The organism is Marinagarivorans sp. (assembly GCF_982758155.1).
Genome location: NZ_CEXWTU010000022.1, coordinates 16,902 through 37,397, shown reverse-complemented (window position 1 = coordinate 37,397; position 20,496 = coordinate 16,902). Strand labels below are relative to the sequence as shown.

15 protein-coding genes are annotated in these 20,496 nt (G+C 45.8%); 3 read left to right on the top strand and 12 right to left on the bottom strand.

The window, feature by feature from the left end:
* The first annotated feature begins 297 nt into the window (after window positions 1–297).
* Both AC3A8L_RS04630 and AC3A8L_RS04625 read left to right on the top strand, forming a co-directional pair.
* The gene (locus AC3A8L_RS04630) at window positions 298–2,685 is read left to right on the top strand and encodes a DUF1592 domain-containing protein (protein ID WP_487961066.1); all 2,388 of its coding nucleotides are present in this window, start codon (window positions 298–300) and stop codon (window positions 2,683–2,685) included.
* Window positions 2,686–2,731: 46 nt separating this feature from the next.
* Window positions 2,732–4,108: a DUF1552 domain-containing protein gene (locus AC3A8L_RS04625; RefSeq protein WP_487961063.1), complete on the top strand. Its 1,377-nt coding sequence runs from the start codon at window positions 2,732–2,734 to the stop codon at window positions 4,106–4,108.
* A 90-nt stretch (window positions 4,109–4,198) separates the two neighbouring features.
* Here the strand turns inward: AC3A8L_RS04625 and AC3A8L_RS04620 are convergent, their stop codons facing one another.
* The 3 genes from AC3A8L_RS04620 to AC3A8L_RS04610 form a co-directional block, all read right to left on the bottom strand.
* Window positions 4,199–5,674, bottom strand: coding sequence for a glycoside hydrolase family 30 protein (locus tag AC3A8L_RS04620; RefSeq protein ID WP_487961062.1), 1,476 nt, complete (start codon window positions 5,672–5,674; stop codon window positions 4,199–4,201).
* Between the two features lie 271 nt (window positions 5,675–5,945).
* Window positions 5,946–7,349 carry a DUF1552 domain-containing protein gene (locus AC3A8L_RS04615; protein WP_487961061.1) on the bottom strand — a complete coding sequence of 468 codons (1,404 nt, stop codon included), beginning with the start codon at window positions 7,347–7,349 and terminating at the stop codon, window positions 5,946–5,948.
* 63 nt (window positions 7,350–7,412) lie between these two features.
* Window positions 7,413–10,481, bottom strand: coding sequence for a carbohydrate-binding protein (locus AC3A8L_RS04610; RefSeq protein ID WP_487961060.1), 3,069 nt, complete (start codon window positions 10,479–10,481; stop codon window positions 7,413–7,415).
* A 1,012-nt stretch (window positions 10,482–11,493) separates the two neighbouring features.
* Here AC3A8L_RS04610 and AC3A8L_RS04605 point away from each other — a divergent pair.
* Window positions 11,494–12,351: an AraC family transcriptional regulator gene (locus AC3A8L_RS04605; RefSeq protein WP_487961059.1), complete on the top strand. Its 858-nt coding sequence runs from the start codon at window positions 11,494–11,496 to the stop codon at window positions 12,349–12,351.
* 21 nt (window positions 12,352–12,372) lie between these two features.
* On the opposite strand, the gene lgt is transcribed toward AC3A8L_RS04605, so the two are convergent.
* From lgt to AC3A8L_RS04560, 9 genes are all read right to left on the bottom strand, one after another.
* Window positions 12,373–13,269, bottom strand: coding sequence for a prolipoprotein diacylglyceryl transferase (gene lgt, locus AC3A8L_RS04600; protein WP_487961058.1), 897 nt, complete (start codon window positions 13,267–13,269; stop codon window positions 12,373–12,375).
* A gap of 168 nt (window positions 13,270–13,437) precedes the next feature.
* A complete protein-coding gene (locus tag AC3A8L_RS04595) occupies window positions 13,438–14,331 on the bottom strand; it encodes an endonuclease/exonuclease/phosphatase family protein (RefSeq protein ID WP_487961057.1) in 894 nt (297 codons plus the stop codon).
* Window positions 14,332–14,509: 178 nt separating this feature from the next.
* Window positions 14,510–15,481 (bottom strand): DUF2167 domain-containing protein, encoded by a 972-nt coding sequence (locus AC3A8L_RS04590; protein ID WP_487961056.1) that lies wholly within the window; start codon window positions 15,479–15,481, stop codon window positions 14,510–14,512.
* A gap of 366 nt (window positions 15,482–15,847) precedes the next feature.
* Window positions 15,848–17,083: an acyltransferase family protein gene (locus AC3A8L_RS04585; protein ID WP_487961055.1), complete on the bottom strand. Its 1,236-nt coding sequence runs from the start codon at window positions 17,081–17,083 to the stop codon at window positions 15,848–15,850.
* Between the two features lie 89 nt (window positions 17,084–17,172).
* Window positions 17,173–17,841: a hypothetical protein gene (locus AC3A8L_RS04580; RefSeq protein WP_487961054.1), complete on the bottom strand. Its 669-nt coding sequence runs from the start codon at window positions 17,839–17,841 to the stop codon at window positions 17,173–17,175.
* 13 nt (window positions 17,842–17,854) lie between these two features.
* Entirely contained in the window at window positions 17,855–18,769 is a 915-nt protein-coding gene (locus AC3A8L_RS04575) for an ABC transporter ATP-binding protein (protein WP_487961053.1), read from the bottom strand.
* A complete protein-coding gene (locus AC3A8L_RS04570) occupies window positions 18,766–19,149 on the bottom strand; it encodes a GntR family transcriptional regulator (protein WP_487961052.1) in 384 nt (127 codons plus the stop codon). The genes AC3A8L_RS04575 and AC3A8L_RS04570 overlap by 4 nt, the downstream gene beginning before the upstream one ends.
* Window positions 19,150–19,319: 170 nt before the next feature.
* Window positions 19,320–20,156, bottom strand: coding sequence for a mechanosensitive ion channel family protein (locus AC3A8L_RS04565; protein ID WP_487961051.1), 837 nt, complete (start codon window positions 20,154–20,156; stop codon window positions 19,320–19,322).
* A 60-nt stretch (window positions 20,157–20,216) separates the two neighbouring features.
* Window positions 20,217–20,339 carry an SDR family oxidoreductase gene (locus AC3A8L_RS04560; RefSeq protein WP_487961065.1) on the bottom strand — a complete coding sequence of 41 codons (123 nt, stop codon included), beginning with the start codon at window positions 20,337–20,339 and terminating at the stop codon, window positions 20,217–20,219.
* Window positions 20,340–20,496: the final 157 nt, after the last annotated feature.

Sequence of the window (20,496 nt, the reverse complement as noted above, 5' to 3'; positions counted from 1 at the left end):
GAAAGCCGATCTCTTCGCCTAATTGGATAAACTATTATTGCCTCGCCCCTAAAGTGTTACAGACCCTGCCCCCCCTGTGAGATATATCGCTAAAAGCTCACCGGGGAAGGCCACGCAAAACACCCCAAACAACACCACCTCAGCACATTTTCGCCCACCCTGTGACAAGCCCCTCAACTCTTACGAAACTAGCGATTAAAGGCGTGGACTTTTGGCGGCTTAATTTGGGACATTAGCTTATTACGTCAAACCCAGTCCAATCAAATGATAACCATCGATCCTCGAGGTCACATCGTGATGAGAACATTTTCACTTGTGCTAGCCAGCTGCCTTTTATTTGCTGCCTGCACAGGGACAGAACAAGAAACCAACCTATCCAGTAGCCAGCCCAATAACCCCTCCGTCAGCAGTAATGCGCTCAGTTCTTCAAGCGCACTGGGCAGCTCGTCCAGTGCGGGGGTATCGTCATCAAGCCCTACCGAACCACCTATCGCCGGCGATGTAATTACAGGCCAACAGCAATACAAAGCCCACTGCCAACTGTGCCATGGTGAAAATGGCGAGGGCGTTGATCAATTTAATGCCCCTTCACTCGTAGGTTGTTCGGTCTGCAATAACGCCGCTAGCTTTGCTCACTTTACCGACATCGCCATGCCGCCAGGCAATGCCAACGCCACGCAACAATGTGCCGGTGACTGCGCGGTCAATGTCGCAGCCTTTGTGATCAGTGTTTTTAACCACACACCGAATAGCAACGCCTGCGCTGACACCGAAACACAACCGAGCCCTAGTACCTTCAAGCGGCTATCACAGCAAGAATACGCCAATACAATACAAGCGATTTTTCAACTGAGCGAAGCACCCGATGTTAGCGCCATCCCCGATGACCCCACAGTTCACAACTTTAAAACGATAGCCAGCGTACAAAGCGTGCAAGTAAGCCACCTTAGCGGTTATATCGCTGTAGCCGGCCAAGAGGCTGAGGCATTAATGAATGCTAGCGACAGGCGCGATCGAGTATTAGGCTGCGATTACAACAATGCGAGCTGCCTAAATACCTTTATTAATCACTTTGGCCGCACCGCTTTTAGGCGCCCGCTGACCAACGAAGAAAGCAATCGTATTCAACAATTTGCCTTAACCCAAAGCAGCTCTACACAAGATCAATTCACCCTCGCCATTCAAGTCATACTAAGCTCGCCACACTTTATTTACCGTGTAGAGGTGGGCAATAGTGTAGAGGGGCTATCGACACTCAATCGTTATGAGCTAGCCTCGCGTTTAGCATTTTCACTTTGGGGGCAAGGCCCCTCTTCCGAGCTGCTGGATAAAGCTGAAAGCGGCCAACTGGATAACGAAAGCGGTCTCAAAAGTATTGCACAAGAAATGCTAAAAGACCCTCGGGCCAAAACACATTTAACCGATTTTTTTGAACAGTGGCTAGCAACCAACTTATTAAATGAACCCGTAGAAAAACCGGCGAATTGGTACAACACTATATTCGATGATATGCGCGCCGAAACGAATCAATTACTCAGCGAATATGTGTGGCAAGATAAAGATTTCATGGGTGTATTTACCGAAAACAAAACCTATTTAACACCTCAACTAGCCAGCTATTACAATTTAAATTCGGTAAACAATAACACGACTTTATTACCGACCAACCACCCGCGCGCTTATACCGGCATACTCACCCATGCCTCTAATATGTTTGCTAAAACCGATGGTGATTTAGTGGCCATTCGCGGCAATTGGTTACGCGGTACCTTCTTGTGCCAAGAATTAAAATTACCCAGCGGTATCGCCGATATTATTAATGGAAAATTTTCCGGTTATACCCCAATGGAAATTATTGCTGCGCGCAATGAAGACCCTGCCTGCGAACGCTGCCATTCACAAATCGATCCCATCGGTGTTGCTTTCGCCCCCTTTAGCCGGCAAGGGCTTTTCGATAACGACGTCAATCTTTTGGATTTCCCCGTTGCAGCAGGCTTCCCCGATGCCAACGATAAGAGTATTCAAAGTATTCGCTCCATTGCCGAAGCCTTATCTGAAATGCCTGAAGTGGGCGCCTGCTTAGCCGATCGACTCTTTTTATACACCCGTAACCACGAACCGCAAGATACTGACCATTGCACCGTTGAGCGCGCAGGTCAGCAGTTCCAAAATTCGGGCAGGCAATTCACATCGCTGCTACTTTCACTGGTTGAAGACCCGTCTTTTCGTGTGCGATTAGCGCCAGAACCTAAAACAGAAATCGAACCGGAACCAACGGTAGAAAACGTGGCATCGAACAAGCCCGTGACCACCACCGCGCAAGAAGGCGAAAACACAGGGTTTCGCATTACCGACAATAGCCTTAACGGGGATTCTCGCTGGTCAGCTTATGATTTCCCCCAGCGCGCCACCATCGACTTAGGTGGCTTATATACCGTGGTGCAAAGTGAAGTTTACCCCTATTTAGAAAGACCCTACCAATACGAAATTTCGGCTTCTGTTGATGGCGTTAATTATACCCGCGTTGTCGATCGACTCAACAGTATGCAAGGCGGCGATAAGATCAGTGATTTATTTGCCCCCACAAAAGCGCGCTATATACGCATTAACATTACAGGCACCTACGGCAATATTACCGAGTGGTCTGCGCTTCGCGAAGTAAGAATTTTTGGTACCGCCAAATGATTAGCCCGTTAATTAAGCACCTTTTGGCGGTTAGCCGGAGAACACTATGTTTATAAAAAATAAAATGCTACCCCGACGCACATTATTGCGCGGTGCCGGCGCAGCACTTTCTTTACCGATGCTAGAAGCGATGATGCCCGCTAAAGCTTCCACAGCCGATACTACACCGAAAAGATTCTTTGGCTTTTTTTATCCTAACGGAACAGATCCTGGCCGCTGGCAACCGCGCACAGGGAAGTTAGAGCCTGGCAATTTGTCATCGGCCATGCAAGATTTAACCGGTTTTGCCGCCGAAGGTATCTGGCCCTCGTGCGAAGCGATTTATCAAGATATTACCGTAGTTAACGGCGTTAACCACGAAGGTTTGAATACCAACATTCACACTTGTTCGATGGCACTACAAGCCTATAAAAAGGCGAATGGTGGCGACGCATCAACACCGGCCGCTCCGAGCTTGGACATGTTAATTGCACAAAAACATGCCGGCCCCTACCCTTATCTGGCTATGTCAGCCTCTACCGATTTAGCTTTATCACAAGGCTATGTTTCTTGGGTAGGCGCTGGCACACCGGCCGATACCGAGCGCGACCCACGCCGTTTATTTAACAAATTATTCGGCGCTGCCGAAAACTCAGCAACGGCCAATGCCGTAGCCCTGCGCAATGCCAGCATTCTCGATTTTTTGAAAGAAGACTGTTCGCAACTGCAGTCCAAGCTTGGGCAGGCCGATAAACAGCGTGTGGATGAATTTCTAGATAGCATTCGTACCCTAGAACAACAAATTAGCACCACGCATTCTTGCGGCTCTGCGCAAATAAATGGCTCGGGTAATAACTTCCACGACAAGTCAAAATTCTTTATTGATATTGCCGTGCTAGCCATGGCTTGCGACCTAACCAATGTAGCCACGGTTCAATACAGCAATAGCTGGGGTGTTAATTATTCCGATTACATTTTAGGCGATGGCAGCCGCGACGAGGCCGGTACTATTGGCGTAGGTAACTACAGCGATCACTTTATCTCACACAAGCTCGGCGATAACGATCGCGCCAAAGATTTAGATGCCCTACCCCGCGATGTAGCCGCGCGCATTGCAGACCAACGGGTAGTATTAACGTCACGCTTTAAAACCCGCCGCTTTGCTTATCTCGTCGATAAACTGCGCAAAACACAAACCCCTACTGGCAGCCTTTACGACGAAAGCCTTGCGCTTTATTGCTCTGAAAATGGCAACGGCGATTCCCACTCTCGGCGCGATATGCCGACTCTGCTTGCAGGACGTGCGGGCGGTTTTGAGCCAGGCCGCGTTATTAACGCCAATGGTGCGCGCACAGCCGCCTTACATGCAGCAATATTGAATCGGTTTGACTTTGAGTTGTCTTTTTATGGCGACCCTGCATCGGGGCCATTGGCAGGTATATAAACGGAAAATGCTGCGCAACGGGTTGAAAATAATTTCAGCCGTTACGCAGCATTTAAGTCACACTAAAAAAATAGCGCGCATTCTTAAAACTTAAAAAACAAGTGTCTGCATAGCACGTGCAGGAATGGTTAATTCTACCTCTTTATCTTCTACAATAAAGTTGTAGTCAATATCGTTATCTGTTTGATTCATCACTACAGTCGCTGTTTTTCCATCTTCATTTTTAAAAGACGTTGCCAGCAAGTGGCTTCGGCTTACCGTGGTGCTAATACGCTTGGCTCCCGGTGTAATAAATTTCGAAAAATGCCCAATATAGTAGTAACTTGGCGTATAGATTAACTCGCCAGTACGGGTGTCGGCGTGTATCGGTGAAAAGCAAAAGTTTTGCACGTGATTAGGGCCGCCGTTTTCATCTAACAAAATATTCCAGTCTGTCCAGCCTACAGTTCCTGCATTAAAATCATTAATCATCGAATGTCCATAACGCTCGGCGTTTGGCCAATGCTGATACTTATCACGTGAAAAATTCTCGTTAGTGCCTTCGGTAAACAGTAGTTTTTTATCGGGGAAAGATTGCGCTACGTTGTATAAATTATCGTGCATGGTGGTACCACCAGCCCAAGTTTCATACCAATGAAAGCCAATACCCCAAGCGTATTTAGCGGCTTCGGGGTCTTCAAATATCGTATTGGCACGCTGGCTAATTAAATCGCGATTATGATCCCACACCACGATATTTTTATCGCCTAAGCCCTCACGCTCCATTATCGGACCTAAGTGATTCTTCAAAAAATCACGTTCGTCTTCGGCAGTATAAATATTGGATTCCCAGCGCTGAACGGCCATAGGCTCGTTTTGGATAGTAATCCCCCAAATTGGAATACCTTCGGCCTCATAAGCTTTAATAAATTTAGTGTAATACATGGCCCAGCTGTCAAAATACTCGGGCAATAACTTGCCCCCCTTGAGCATATTGTTATTACTTTTCATAAATGCTGGCGGGCTCCATGGGCTTGCATACACTAACAATTCACCACCGGCTGCCGCAATCGCTTGCTTAATCAGCGGCAAACGAAATTCGCGGTCATGATCGATAGAAAAAGTCTTTAATTCCTTATCGCCATCTTCAATGTAAGTAAAGCTGTGGCTACCAAAATCGGAGCTATGAATAGTCGTACGCGCAAGACTATAACCAATACCCTGTTCTTTATCGTAGTAAGCGGTTAACAACTCTTGCTGCTTATCCTTGGGTAACTTCGCAAAAACTTCAGCACTTGCATCCGTAAATGCTCCTCCTACGCCAATAAAGGTTTGAAAGGCCTTATGGGGGTTAACAAAAACGGAAACTTCACCCTCAGAAGGCTGAACGCTCTTAGTAAAGGCTAATGCTTTACCTTCGGCTAGCCGTTGATCGGTATTTTTTGCTGTCGTATACACGGCAACTGGTGCGCCCAATGCTGGCGCTTCAGTTGCTAACTTACTTGTTTCATCTTGCTTTGTCGGTGTTTGTTGGCACGCAACCAAAACACACGATAAAGCGGTTAGCAATAAGGGACGGTATTTCATGAAATATTCCTAGCTCTTTACTATTTGATAGGGGCCCAATAAGTATCCCGCGGCAACGCAAGGTAACGAAAACAGGGATTGGGCAAGATGATATGGATAATATAGCGTGATTGTTTCAATTGCATTCAGAAATGCCTACACACTCGTATACTTTGCCATTATTTAACGCGTGCGTAGCGCTAAATATTTTAAATAAAAAGGTCGCGCCCGAAGGCGCGACAAAAAAGCACTACTGGGATAGCACTTAGGGTAATACAGGATAAAACAAAAATTACGCTAATATATTTGCGCGGCTGGGGTCGCCACCTAAGTTGGTGTACATGCCATCGGGTAAACCCATCCCGACCGGAATAGCACTGATAAAATCGCGGCAATTACCGCCATCACCCGCCGAGAAACCATTTCTAAAACCTGACATACGCGTAGCCATACCCCAAGGGCTAGCATAAGGCGTATGCTCACGACCATCGCCCATGCAGTTGGTTACAACAAAAACGGTATTATCGATAAGCGGTTTATCATCGGCACCGATGGTGTCTCTTAATTTTTTAAGCATGTAAGCTGGTACGGTTTGGTGCCCGCGGCAACACGAAATAAAATCGTTGTAGTTTCCGCTGTGCGAACCATCGCCGTGTACTTCACGGTCGAAAAATCCCGGCATTGTGTAATGCGCTTTATTATCGCCCACCTGCAATACCGCAACCTTGGTTAAACCACAAGCAAACGCCGAAGCGATAACATCCGCTTGGCCATAACCTTGATTTAAGGTCTCTTGAAATAAGTTTATACCCTGCTGATTACAGGCACCTAAGTTAAAGGGCTCTTCTTCATCTTTAGGGACAATACGTGATTCCAAGCTGTCTAGTGCATTTAGGTGCGATTGAATACGGTTATATTCTTCGGCACCCAACTTACTCTTCAAAGCGTTTACGGCTCGCTCTTGCATTGCAATTAGTTGATTAGGGCCATTATCATTTTTAATGGCAGGCGGTGAATTAAAAAATTGATTGAGTGCAGCCCGCGGCCCATCAACTGGAATACCCGCATCACTGATCATCAATAATTCTTTGGGCTCGCCAAATTGGTTCATCCCCATTAAAGCATTTGCGCCTAAATACATCATGCCGTATGGCGTTGTGCCGCCAATCACTTCGGCAATACGCATATCAACCGTTGGCTTATGTAAGTGCCACTGGTTTTGCGGGTCCCCTAAGGCTTGGCGCCCACTGTCATGACCATTCACCTCTACATTCACATGGCGGAATGCCATTAAATCACTCACACCTTCATCGCGATAAGGGTTGGAAGCCCCGCGTGTTCCATTCGCGCCATCGGGTAACCATTGGTCACCTGGCGCACCTTGACTCACATAAACAAAAACGACGTTTTTATTCATGAAATCTTCAGCGGCTAAAGCATTACGTGATGCAAAAGCACCCGCCACCAAGCTAGAACCACCCAATGCTTGTAAACTAACGCCAGCTTTACCAATCATATCTAAAAAACGACGGCGATCTTTATTTACAAAATTTTTGCGCTCGACGCTGGCTTTTTCTTCATTGGCTAAAAACGCTTTTTTCTCGCGCACGCCATCGGCCAAGGTGTTCTTTAGACTGCTATCGTGTCTTACGGCTTCGCTGGGTGTTAATCCAAATATTTTTTTATTCATTTTCATAATAAAACCTATTTATGCTTTACGACGCTGTTAATGTGCGGGCTAACCCGCACAGACACGGCCTTAGTTTTTCTTAAAGCGAACGACATCAGAAGTACCAATCGCCTTATAAAGCTCGTAAGGACTTTGGTTATTCATTTCAAATACTGCATTTAAATCACGTGCGTTACAGGCCGCGTGCCCTTTCTGTTCGTTGCTGTAATCACGGTCCGACTCACTTTCGGCTTTGGCATTTAGCGGATACCCCGTTGCAAAGCGGAAAGATCGCTGCGTAAAACAGCTGGCTACGGCGGGCTCTAGTGACATTTTTTCAGACAAGTCTTTGGCACCAACAAAACGAATACCGCCACTTTCATTGGCCTCTGGTACAACATCATCAATACTATTAATGCCGTAAAGTACCCCATTGTTAATCCAATCAATAATGACATCGTCTTTACCGTTTTCACCTAAACCCTGCTGAACCACTTCACCATTAATGCGCTTACGCGGTAGGCCCACATGGTCAAAGTCATCCATTCCGAATAAAGGATTGATAATTTCTTGATGGCAGGCAGCGCATGCATCCGTCTTTGTTAGCAAATCGAAACTTTCGGCAGTGGTTAACTCGCCTAGCGCGCGCAAGCGATCGACTTCGGCTTGGTTTATCGTGCGGTCAGCACCTTCGTCATTCAATGTAGGTGGTGGTGGGATTTCTTGGCACAACATATTTTGGCGCAATACTACCGAACGAATAATCGGTGCAGTGCCATCTTCTTTAGCGTTAAAAGCCATAAAAGCACCCGATGTAATAACACCGCCACGGCTATCTGTTGCGACTTTGTTAAATGCCATTGGTGCGTTTCCGCCGCCTGGAATGTCGTAAAAAGCCGATAAGGTGGAATCTAAGAAAGTATAGTCCGCGCCATACAGGTCGGAGAACGGAATTGAGGGGTCGTAAAATATGTGATCGAATAACTGGCGAACTTCTTCAGCCATAGAAGCTTTTACTTGCGCGGTAAAGTCGGGGTTATCACGCGATACTAATTTAACACCATCGGTTTTTAACCACTTAGCAACGAAACGCTGTGCTTGTGCATGGCCCAACTCAGAGTTCATCATGCGCTCAATGTGCGCTTCTGTAAGCGTAGGGTTATCCAGTTCGCCTTTCGCTGCCGCTTTTAATAACTCGGTATCCGGTGCGCTGGCGGTATACATGTACGAAAGTGCCGAAGCGTACTCGTAAGGATCCAACACATAGGCATCACCATCGGCCAGCGCTAGCTTCTCGAATTCTTCGCTTGCCACGGTAGTAGGCTCGGCACCTAGATAGGTAAATTCCAACCAGTTAAGGTTAAAGCCAGCACTGGTAGCGACCAAACGAAGGTTTTGCTCACCAGCCGATAATACCGCTTCCTGGCTAATGGTCGTCCACGCTTGCCAATCGCCCGTACTTGGTACCGCTACAGAGCTGGGCGTTACGCCAGCTAACATTAAAGCGCCACCGCCAGGCTCGCTGGCAACACGGTACGATACAAGGTAAACGCCCGCTTCCGGTAAATTGAAGGTGTAATCTAGGGTATCGTCTGCATCGATATAGCCCACGTTTTGGCCACCGCCAGTATCGTCTGTTGCCTGCGTCATTACACCACTCATGGCGGTGTAATCCTCGGCTTCAACACGCAATGGAGTCGCATCGCTGTTGTACATTAGGCTAAACCAGTTCAGGTTAAAGCCTGCACTTGCGGCCGTAAGGCGCAAAGTTTGCTCGCCCGCCTCCAGCGAAATTGTTTGCTCAACGGTTTGCCACACTTGCCAGCCACCAGTACTCGGTAAATTGGTCGTGGTGCCCGCAGCACTAAGGATACCGCCACCCGTTTCGCTAGCCACACGGTAAGCAATGGTATAACGGCCTGGGTACTGCACATTAATGGCGTAATCCATCGTATCGCCGGCATCAATATAGCCCAGGTTAGAACCACCACCACTGTCTTCAGTGGGCTCGGCCATTACACCCGTCATCGTTTTATAATCTTCGGCTTGTACCAATGCCGAACCACCAATGGTAACGGCGCCATCAAAAGCAACAACCGGCAGCTCCCAACCCTTTTCACGCACATCCGCTACAGATTTACCGAGCTCGTTGCGATACAGAAAATCTGGCGAACTGAGCACCGTTGTAATCGCCCACTCCATCCCTTTAATCGCACTAATACCATTGACGATCATATCGGTGTAATCACCTTTCTCATCATTAGTTAGCGGACGGCGGTAAGCCTTAAAGGCAAATTGATTAATAAAGTCTTCCGCACAGGCGGCAGTGCCAAAGTTTGCGCATTGAAATGGCAAAGCGCCATTTGTGCTGAGAGCCCAAGCAGCCAAGTCAGAGGCGTTCTTGTAATACAAGTCTAAGCGTTGCTCTTGGATGGCAATATTTTTATGGTTGGGCAAGCGTGCAATGTTTTCGTCTGAAGAGGCACGTGCCGTCGTTGAGAAATCCTCGGCGAGGTCGACGTTAAATAAGCTTTGAAGGCTGTTGTGGTATTCGAAGGAAGTCAGCAGCTTAAAGCCACGCTGACCATAATAAACAGGGTCGCTAGAGGTGCAAGCTAGTCCATCCACTACTGGTGGAAGGGTATTACCACGCAAACTCCACAGGTAGGCCGCCACATCAGAAGCGCAATCACCCAGGCTGCAAGAGCCTAACGCATTGGTCGGCATTTCTTGGCTAATAAAGGCCGCCAAAGCATTAACACTATCGCCGCTGTAGTTTTTATCGGTGTAACGATCACTCGTCGGGTAGCTCCAGCTATTCACGTTAATAGGGAATAAGCCACCGTACTTACCTTGCTCAACTTCACCAGCATCTTTATGGCAGGTATTACAGTTGCCGCCTTCCAAAATCGCTTTTCCACTCTCTAAGTTACCAATCGGCGCTTGGCTACTTGCAGCGCTGCTTGTGGTACCAGTATTGGACGAAACACTACTTGCTTGTGTTTCGCTGGAAGTCGACATTACCGAACTGCTCGAATGAGCCTCACTGGTTAGACTACCCGTAGAAGACGAATCGCCGGTGCCGGTACATGCCGACAAAACGGTCGTCATGGCCAATACCGAACCTATGGTCTGCGGCGAAAGCTTTATTTTGGACATCGCTATACCCTTTTTTATTTGCCTTATTGAGTGCCAATGCCGCCAATAGTGGGCGGGCTGACATTGAAGGCTAATTTACGGGGTTGCGAAAATACTTCGTCCTAATCAACGTATGGACGCATATAAGGACATGGAAATGCGTAGAGGATCACACCAAAACGTAAAGTGCGCCATATAAAGCAGGTTTTAGTACACAGTTATAGTCTTTTTGAACTTTTTAAAAAACATGTTTATAAGGTGCGCCTTTAGCTCCGAAACATTTTAATATTAAAGGGTCGAAATGACTCAAAGCGAAACAAAATCACTAAGAGTCAACATAGAAATATGCCTATTTATAAGGTAAAAATGGAGATTTCATTAACCCATCAACAGTCAACTCACCGCCATTAAAGTGCACCTCGCCGCCTTGCAAACATTCAGTTTAAGCAGGATAACCGACCTATTAAAAACCTTAATTAGACACTCATAAATAGATACGACCTGCACGAGAACCACAAAACCAACCGTTCGGCCAAAAGGCTTTGCATTTAAAAGTGTCTTAAACCTAAAAACAGCAGTTGAACTCTCCAAGTCTACGCATCCCCTTGGCGTACCTAAGGCGCGATAAAAATGGCTTAGGGGCGTGCACGGAATAAGTTGCTGGAATTTGGGTTTGTGGATGCTTGCTTGACGAGGCGAAAATATGACGTAATAGCCGGCTATTGCAAATATTTTTAACGAAGACAAGCATGCACCCAGGAATTCAAAAACGGGAAGTTATTTAATGCACGCCCCTTATCACCAATAAGGTGACCACGCATTTTGTTGACTCTCAACTACCATTTTTAGGTTAAACATGGGAATGCAGGTAACGCTTTGAGTAACGATATTAAGGAGGGCGTCGCAAGTACGAGTGAATGAAACCGTGTTTCATCCACTCAGCCAGAAGTACATTGCGCAATATAAGTCAGGATTAGCCTCTTAAGCGCGGGCATACTAGCCACCTATTAAGAGCACCTTATGCGGGCAATATATGAACGCCAGACACAATAAACGGCTAGCGCGGGTTTGTGACTATATCCAACACAATCTTGATGAAGCTCTAAACCCAGCGACTTTATGTGAGCTGGCCGCACTCTCTCGATTTCATTTTCATCGAGTTTTTCAAGCTAACCTCGGCATGAGCATAAGCCAATACATTCAACTGGCAAGGCTCAAACGGGCATCACTTCGCTTAGCCTTCGAAGCTGACAAACGGGTATTGGATATTGCCCTAGAAGCCGGATTTGAATCACCCGAAGCATTTGCCCGAGCCTTCAAACGCACAATGGGCTTAGCGCCCAGCGCATTCAGAAGCCAACCAACATGGCCACAATGGCATACAGTATTTGATATGCCGACCATCTCACAAGGAGAACCCAGCATGACCGTTCGCACTATTCAATTCCACGAAACGCCCATTGCCTTTGTGCGCCATAAAGGCTCCCCTCAAAAGGTCTTAGAAACTGCGGCTACATTTATTGCATGGCGTAAGGCCACTGGGCTTTCACCCGTGAGAACCAGCAAAACTTTTGGCATCCCCTATAGCGACCCCAAAACGACACCTGCCGAGGACTTCACGTGGGATGTTGGCGGAAGCATAACCGGGGATGTGCCCAGCAATAATTTCGGCGTTGAAAAGGGAATCATCCCCGGCGGACGCTGTGCTGTGATCCAACATAAAGGCAGCCATAGTACTTTAGACCACTGCGTATATTACCTTTACCGCGATTGGCTTAGCACAACAAACGAAACACTCAGGGACTATCCTTGCTTTTTTCAGTACATTAACTTTGCGCACGAAGTGGATGAATGCGACTTACTCACCGAGGTTTATTTGCCGTTGAAATAAGTCCACCGCTCAAAGCATTTATTATTTCAGCGCACGCTCGTGATCATAAATATTCCAACGATAAGCAATAATAAGCATTACTGCACCGGCAATAACCATCGGGACAGATAACGTCATCCCTCGCGTAATCCAATCGGTGCCGTATAAAAAGCCATTAACACCCAATTGCGAATCCGGTTGACGAAAGAACTCTACACTGGTTCGGAAAAAACCATAGCCGACCACAAAAAGGCCGGAAGCCGCCATGCGAGGGCGTGGTTTACGAATAAACCACTGTAGTACCAAAAACATCACCACCCCTTCCAACAACATTTCATAAATAGTCGATGGGTGGCGCGCTACCAGTGCACCGGTAGCATTTTCGGGGAGCCTCATAAAGTAGACCCCTAAAGGGGACTCCGTGACACGACCCCAAAGTTCACCGTTAATTGTATTGCCACCTCGTATAAACGTAATTCCCATCGGCACAATAGGCACCACCCAATCGGCAATAGTGAAAGGGTTTACCTTATGCTTTCGTGCAAATAACAGGTAAGCAGCGCAAACACCCAGAAACCCACCATGAAAGGACAAGCCACCTTCGTATATTTTGAAAATAAAGAAAAAATCAAAGCCCGTTGAGCGGATAACCGTGCCGGCAGCATTCACTGTTTCGGTAGCAGGGAACAACTGATCCAGGCCATAAAATAAGACATAACCCACTCTGGCCCCTACAATGACACCGACAATGATGTACATGAGTAAGTCGCCATTAATTTCACGCGTTATGCCCCACCCTGGCTGCCGATCACTGCGCCGATTGGCGTACCAAACACCAAACAAAAAAGTGGCCGCAAATGTTAGCCCGTACCAATTAAGCGAAAGCGGCGTACCGGGAACGGAGAAAATAACCGCGTCCATAAAAGGAGATTCAAACATTAATAGCCTCAACTATGAGTAAAATTGACCATGATAATACCGAAGAGCCCAAGACACATAGCTAAGCGCTTGGTTCCTTTGTGTATAAAATTTAGAATTGCTGCAATAACGCCAGTATATTCGCTCGCTATCAGCGAATATGAATACAGCGATCACATGGAGATGATCTTAAATTTCTATTTCAACAATCACAGGGAAATGATCTGACCACAATACCTGAGGCACCGTGCCCTGCAAAACTTTAGCGCTGGATGGAATGAAAATCCAATCCAGTGTTTTCGATGGTTTTTCTGATGGAAAAGTGAAATTATCCGAACTGAAAGAGGGGCGAGGAAAGTAATCAACACCATCAATTTCCGCTAATCGATCTATAACCGAATCACTCCCGGAATCAAAACTTTTTTCAGCATTGAAATCTCCAGCCAGGAAAGTCGGCTTATCGGCCCGAGATATCAGCTCCTCCAGTACGCTGAACGCTTTTAATCGGCTACCGGGATCCCTAACTTCTAAGTGAAGCCCAACAATCGATATGTTAATTTCATTATTCAGACTCAACTCAGCAATAACACCATCGTGATTGCCAAAAACAACACTCTCAAACTTTGACAATGGGGTAAAAGGCAGTAACTCGGCGCTATTGATAGGGTATCGACTCAATATGGCATTACCAAACTGCAATTTAAATAAAGGATGATATAAATCATAATTCCGCTGCTCTACTCTGTACGAGAAACCAGCATGCCTTGCAATAAACTCGGCTTGATTTTGGGAGTAACTCCAGTGCGAAGAAAAATCAACCTCATTCAGAATCACGATATCGACAGCCTGCGCACTTAAGAAATCCGCGATTAATCGCAGACGTGCCTCTCTTTCACCTCGAGTTTCAGCATTCCAATTATCACCGCCGTATTTTCCACCACGACCATGTGCAATATTGTATGCCGCAACTCGAATAGTGCCATTAAAATCAATTTCCCGAGGTGATTCGATGAACACTTTTACAGCATTTTCGGCAGAAAAATATCTTACGACCACATACGGCAAGATGCTACCTAACAGCATAAAACCGACTAAGTATTTAATTATATTATAGAGTAGGCGATTGATAAGCATAGGCAAGTAAGGTACTGCTTTAGTAGAATATCGGGCTTTAGCTTTTGATGCATACAAGCGGCCAGTAATCATTGAGGGAAATTCACAAAGAAAATTCGCGCGTATTCAGCTACGCGTTTTTTAACCATTAAGATTTTTTTCGTGAAAACAGCGCTTTACCCGCAGCACCCAAAGCAATAACAATAATCACACCGAATTTCTTAAGGAAAATTAACAGCATAGCAAACAAGCCTGCCTTTGCCGCTAACTTACCAGCAACCAAGGCGCCAATACCGTAGGCTGCAACTTTATCTAGATCTGGATCAAAATCTTCATATTTAGAACCTTGCTCGAATTCTGCCAAAGCCAATACCGTATCGATATTCGATTCTATTAATTCTTTTTGCTCCATGCCTGCAATAAAATTAAGCACCAGCACCCCCTTACGACCTAGCACGCGAATATTATAATTTAGCGTATTCACATCTGCGTCGCCAAATTTAATTTCTTGCGCCCAATGCAGCTTATGCGATGCTTCGTCGTAATACGGAGTTGCCGCCCAGCCCACTAGCTCTATAGGCTCAAAACCCTGACTTACTCGAGCCTCGCTTTCGCCCTGAGTATCCGCCTTCATTTGCTCGAGGAGCTCCGCATAATCAATCTCATCAGCATCCTCGTCAGAAACAAAACCGTCTTCTTCGTACTCTAGCGTTACAGCCCAAGACTCTGCATCAAAGGGCGTAACACCCGCAGGGAACAACATACCTAATACACTTTGACCTGGTGGATTTCCCCAAATTTCAACAAGCACTTTATTGGCATCATCGGCATTGAGGTAATAAAAGTTATCGGGAATATTAAGCGTTGCGCCTGCAGCACCGATATTAATCGAACCCGTCTTACGATCAATGGATTGCCATAATTCAGCGGCCCACGTTAAATATTCCCGCTCCTCTTCAGATGCCTCCACGCCACCGTCACCGGATGCGACCTCAGATAATACCGCCCCTAAACCCTCTTCCACTAGCGCTTCTTGGTTTTCCTGAGCATAGCTACCGGCCACCATAACTAAACCCGAAAAACCTAGCCCAAGTAACCAAAATTTCCATTGATGATGCATAAAAATCCACTTCCAAACAGTACTTTAGGTGTCTTACGGCATAAGCCGCCAGACACATCGCTACAAACAGCGCACACACTACCACAAGAGAAGAAATATGCTCAGCTTCACGCCCGCTCTAGTATTCACGCGGGCAGCGCCGCATTATAAATAGCTGCCGCCGAAACACACAATAAAGCAGTTAGGGCCGAGGAAAAAATATTTTATCCAATAATACTTGCCTCCGGCTTCCTCAGCTGCGTTGTTCAAAGCGTTACATGCCCCGGCATGCGCCCCTTCGAGCGCCTTGTTGAGAAAACAGACGCCTTCGCCTAATTGGACAAACTATTATTGCCCCGCCCCTTAAGGCTAATTTGAATAGCCTACCTATGATGGAGACGGTGGATTATTCGACGCTGCCATCTTAGCTTTTTTCTTACGCCCATTTAACAGCCAACCTATAGGCGTATGACGCACAAGGATCGCGTAGCTTAAATACCCAATACCGAGTGTAACCGCCGAAATCAAACAAAATTCATAAATAAGCGGTAAGTCTATATTATGAAAAATTGCCTGCAAATAAAATACTATAGGCAAGTGGACAATGTACACCCAGTAAGACCCATCAGCGATATACCGTAACACCCTATTCTGTTTATTTAAAAAACGATAGGCGCCCAGCAAACATAAAAAACTAAGGTACCACGCCAGTAAGCCGGTCAATAACGAACGTACTGCATGCATCAAAGTCATTTCAGGCGTGCTGGCCATTAGCTCCATAGCTTGCGCCAGCGTCATTGGCGCGGGCAAATACACACAAAACAGTGCAGCTGCAATAATCGCCATAAAACTAAGGTATGGCCAAAACTTTGCTAACATATTCAAAATCGACTGCTTTGCATAAAACACCCAGCCAACATAATAAAATAGACCATAAAAGGCGATAGCCCACAAAGCCGGCATAAAACTTTCTGGTGCGGGATTTGGTGTAAATTGCAGGCTAACACTCAAACTTGTAATGAGCGGTAATGCAAGAAGTAACACCCAAGGCTTACTAATCAAACGAGAAACCCCATCGCCATTTTTAACAAGTCGGCACACTAACGCCGTCAATAAAGCAAAAATGGCTAAATAGTAAATAAACCAAAGATGTGTAGTCGAGACAGGGAATCCCTCTTCACCCACTTCTTCCGGGTGCTCCATAGCATGCTGCACCAAATTAATAATCGGAGTATCCACACTAAGTGACGTAGCCGCATAAATCATCAAACCAAACATAGAACCAGCCATTAACGGCCAAAATATAACAAACGGTACCGCTATCCGCAGCCCTCTATTCTTAATAAAATTTTTAAGACCGCGATGCTCTACAAGATAGTGCGCAAAAAACCCTGCAATTAAAAAGAACAGTGGCATACGGAAAGTATGTAAAACCCAAAGCCAATAATCAAAGAAAATAGAGGATGTTTTATTAGCGAAAGGCCAAAACTCAGTGGCTACCACACTAAAACCAATACCCACATGCAACAAAACCCCAGCCAACATGGCAAACGCACGAAGATTATCCAAATAATGATAGCGCACCGGTGCAGTGGGGATTGGTACTGATTCAATCTGACTCATAGCAACATCCTTAATAAGAAATACGAAGTCCGTAGACTCGACAAAAAAGTCCCAAGGAGAAATTAAATTTAAATTTCCACACAGATAATTTAGAAAAAATATTTTCGCCGAAAACCAACAACGACGGAAATTGAAATGATTAGTATTGTGATAGTACACATAGAGAGTGAAAACGTCATGGCCCAAGACGGAAATATAAATCCAATCTCAGCAAAGGTTCCCAGCTCAAAAGCTTCGGACACGCCAGAGCTGTTGGACATCATATTAATCGCTACCGTACTCACCACGTTACAGCCTACAAGCGCTAAAATAGCCCACCCTTCTGAAACCGTGATCATACCGACACTAAGAATAATGCTATAAGCTGGTATCAGGAGTATGAAAATCAATAAATATAAAGAAAGCACCATCGAGGGTATGCGGTCGTTCATCACGATAACCAACGAAATAGCCCCAACAAACAACAGCCACACTGCCAAAAAAAACATTCCATTAACTAGCATTTTTGAAAAAAATAGTTGGCGAGGCGATACCGGAAGTGTCATAAGGAAAAGGTCATTTTTTTCCTTATTTTCTGTAATGACTGACTTTATTGCTATATGGCAATAAAAAACCATAAATACTGTAATAATTAAAATTGAGCTAATAAATGATGCCGGCTGACCAGGGATCAAATTCACAGCTATAGCGCACAACCCCGCTAAAGAATAAAGAAATGCGTTAAATCTCAAAAAGGAGAACTCTTTATAAATTAACATTTTCACTCTGGGATTAAGCATCGCGGACACCCCCGCCCATTTTTCTATTTAGACGCACCTGACTGATAAATATTTCTTCTAGTGTCATCGTTTTTAATTGAGCCACTGTAAAGCCCGCCGCGCCCAGCTTAGCAACAGCATCACCATCAAACTCACCATGCGTTAATGAATAGCCCTCAGGACATGGCCGCACATCTAACGCATGATCCATAGGGGGTAACGCCCCATCCCCAACCACCACCAACCGTCGCCATTTATCAAGATAGGATTCTTTGTCTTGATGGCTAATTAAGCGTCCTTTATCCATAAAAGCAATTCGATCGGATAAACGCTCTACATCCTGAGTAAACTGTGAAGAAAAAATAACGCTGCTTTCTTCATTCAGCATAATGTCAAATAACTGTGACGTTAGTTCAAAACGTGCAATAGGGTCCAAGCCTGTTGATGGCTCGTCTAATACTAACAACTGCGGACGCCTAGCCAGCGCCAACATTAGGGTTGTTTTAATCCGCTGCCCTAAGGAAAGCTCTTTAATTTTTTGCGCTGGATTCAACTCGAAACTGCACAATAATTGCTGTGCGTACTCTTCGTCCCAACGACTAAAAAAGCCTTTAACAAAGTCCATGTGCCATTCGATCGTTGCCTCTGCAAATAACCGCATATCTTCAGATACAAAAGCCGCGCGCTCTTTTAACCATACGGCGTATTCAGGTATCGCTTTTTGTAAAACCTTTATTTCACCAGACTCTGGCTGAACAAACCCCATCAACAGACGTAAACAGGTAGACTTTCCCGCGCCATTAGGCCCAACCAAACCCAATATCTCACCTTGAGGCACACGAAAATTAAGGTTTTCTAAACTGAAGTGCTTATAGCGCTTACTGACCCCCTGAAACTCGACAGCCCAAGCCCCATTAATATCACTCATGCTCGCCCTTCCTTTATGCGCCTTGCGATTAACTTTAATAATGCCGCCTCATCAATTCTCAGCAAGTCAGCCAAATCAATCACTTGATCCACGCACACCATCAACTCGGATTGCTTGAGGTTAACTACATTTTGGTTCTGCTCTGCCACAAAAGAGCCAAGCCCTTGGCGGGTACCAATAACACCCTCGCGCTCTAATTCTTGATAGGCTCGCTTCACGGTAATAACGCTCACTTTGATAGAGACAGCTAACTCTCTGATTGATGGTAAAGCCTGCCCCTCAAGCCACTGCCCTTTAAGGATAAGCTGCTTAATGTTATCCATGATCTGAAGATACATAGGACGACCATCGGCTTGTGAAAGTTGAAATGGAGCCTGCATAAAACACAACTGTGCATAGGGTGTATACACAGTATATACACACCAAACCAAAGCGGCAAAGAACTTTCTCACAGCAGAGGTAAGGACAACGAGTCTTGCACCAAGAAAATCGAGAAAAAAAAAGCCCGGCATCACCGGGCTTCAATCGTCACACCATTAGCATCTAACCACTAACTTGCCTCTGGAATAATATGTACATCGCGCTGCGGGAATGGGATAGTCAAGCCAGCCTCTTCTATCGCAGCCTTAAGTAGCGGGCGAGAATCGAAAAAGAACGACCAATAATCTTCTGTTTTTACAAAGGCGCGCACCAAGAAATCGACAGAACTTGCACCGAGATCAACAACAGCAACAAGATTGTCTTCGTCCTGTAAAATACGCGGATCATTCTTTAAAACGGCTTCCATCGCCTCCTTACCTTTGGCGATATTATCGGAGTAAGCTATACCAATATTCACCTCAACAGCACGCACATCGCTTGCGGTATGGTTAATAATATTGCCGTTAGCCAGCGGGCCATTGGGTACAACAATTGTTCTCTTATCAAACGTTTTCAGCGTTGTAACGAAGATACCTATATCGATAACTACGCCTTCTAGGCCTTGTGTTTCGACATAATCACCCACTTTAAACGGGCGAAAAATTAGCACCATCACGCCACCGGCAAAATTCGACAAACTGCCCTGAAGCGCCAAGCCCACCGCCAAACCAGCGGCACCCAATATAGCAACGAAAGAGGTCGTTTCTATGCCAACCATAGACGCGACACTAATAACCAATAACACCTTCAAAATAATTTCAAAGATATTTGAGAGGAACTTAGCTAAGGTTTCGTCAGGCAACCCCTTAACCGTAGACTTTCGCACCAAATCACTCATTCGACCAATAATCCAAAGGCCGACAACAAGAACGATAATCGCTAAAACAAAACGACCACCATATATTGTGACTAACTCCACCAGCTTTTCAGCATGCGTCTGCATTTGCAGTTGAACTTCATCCATCATTTTCCCCCTTCATTAGATTGCTAATTTATTGGTTTCGTTAAACATCTAGATTACTGACAACTATCCTGACACATAGGGCCCACCATCAACAGGCACTAAAGCCCCTGTCATAAAACTATTTTCATCTGATAATAAAAAGCAGGCCACGCGCGCTATTTCACTCGGCTCAGTAATTCGTTTAATCGGTCGAGCGCCTTATTGAGAAAGCAGGCGCCCTCGCCTAATTGGACAAACTATTATTGCCCCGCCCCTAACAGCTTGGTCATCCATACCGGTAAGTGATTTAAACTTATCGACAGATTTATGCAACAAGGGGAGTATCTATTGTGCCCGGACAAAA

Coding starts and splice junctions, on each gene's coding strand:
- AC3A8L_RS04630 (WP_487961066.1), top strand. CDS start 298: ATGAGAACATTTTCACTTGTGCTAGCCAGCTGCCTTTTATTTGCTGCC.
- AC3A8L_RS04625 (WP_487961063.1), top strand. CDS start 2,732: ATGTTTATAAAAAATAAAATGCTACCCCGACGCACATTATTGCGCGGT.
- AC3A8L_RS04620 (WP_487961062.1), bottom strand. CDS start 5,674: ATGAAATACCGTCCCTTATTGCTAACCGCTTTATCGTGTGTTTTGGTT.
- AC3A8L_RS04615 (WP_487961061.1), bottom strand. CDS start 7,349: ATGAAAATGAATAAAAAAATATTTGGATTAACACCCAGCGAAGCCGTA.
- AC3A8L_RS04610 (WP_487961060.1), bottom strand. CDS start 10,481: ATGTCCAAAATAAAGCTTTCGCCGCAGACCATAGGTTCGGTATTGGCC.
- AC3A8L_RS04605 (WP_487961059.1), top strand. CDS start 11,494: ATGAACGCCAGACACAATAAACGGCTAGCGCGGGTTTGTGACTATATC.
- lgt (WP_487961058.1), bottom strand. CDS start 13,269: ATGTTTGAATCTCCTTTTATGGACGCGGTTATTTTCTCCGTTCCCGGT.
- AC3A8L_RS04595 (WP_487961057.1), bottom strand. CDS start 14,331: ATGCTGTTAGGTAGCATCTTGCCGTATGTGGTCGTAAGATATTTTTCT.
- AC3A8L_RS04590 (WP_487961056.1), bottom strand. CDS start 15,481: ATGCATCATCAATGGAAATTTTGGTTACTTGGGCTAGGTTTTTCGGGT.
- AC3A8L_RS04585 (WP_487961055.1), bottom strand. CDS start 17,083: ATGAGTCAGATTGAATCAGTACCAATCCCCACTGCACCGGTGCGCTAT.
- AC3A8L_RS04580 (WP_487961054.1), bottom strand. CDS start 17,841: ATGTTAATTTATAAAGAGTTCTCCTTTTTGAGATTTAACGCATTTCTT.
- AC3A8L_RS04575 (WP_487961053.1), bottom strand. CDS start 18,769: ATGAGTGATATTAATGGGGCTTGGGCTGTCGAGTTTCAGGGGGTCAGT.
- AC3A8L_RS04570 (WP_487961052.1), bottom strand. CDS start 19,149: ATGCAGGCTCCATTTCAACTTTCACAAGCCGATGGTCGTCCTATGTAT.
- AC3A8L_RS04565 (WP_487961051.1), bottom strand. CDS start 20,156: ATGATGGATGAAGTTCAACTGCAAATGCAGACGCATGCTGAAAAGCTG.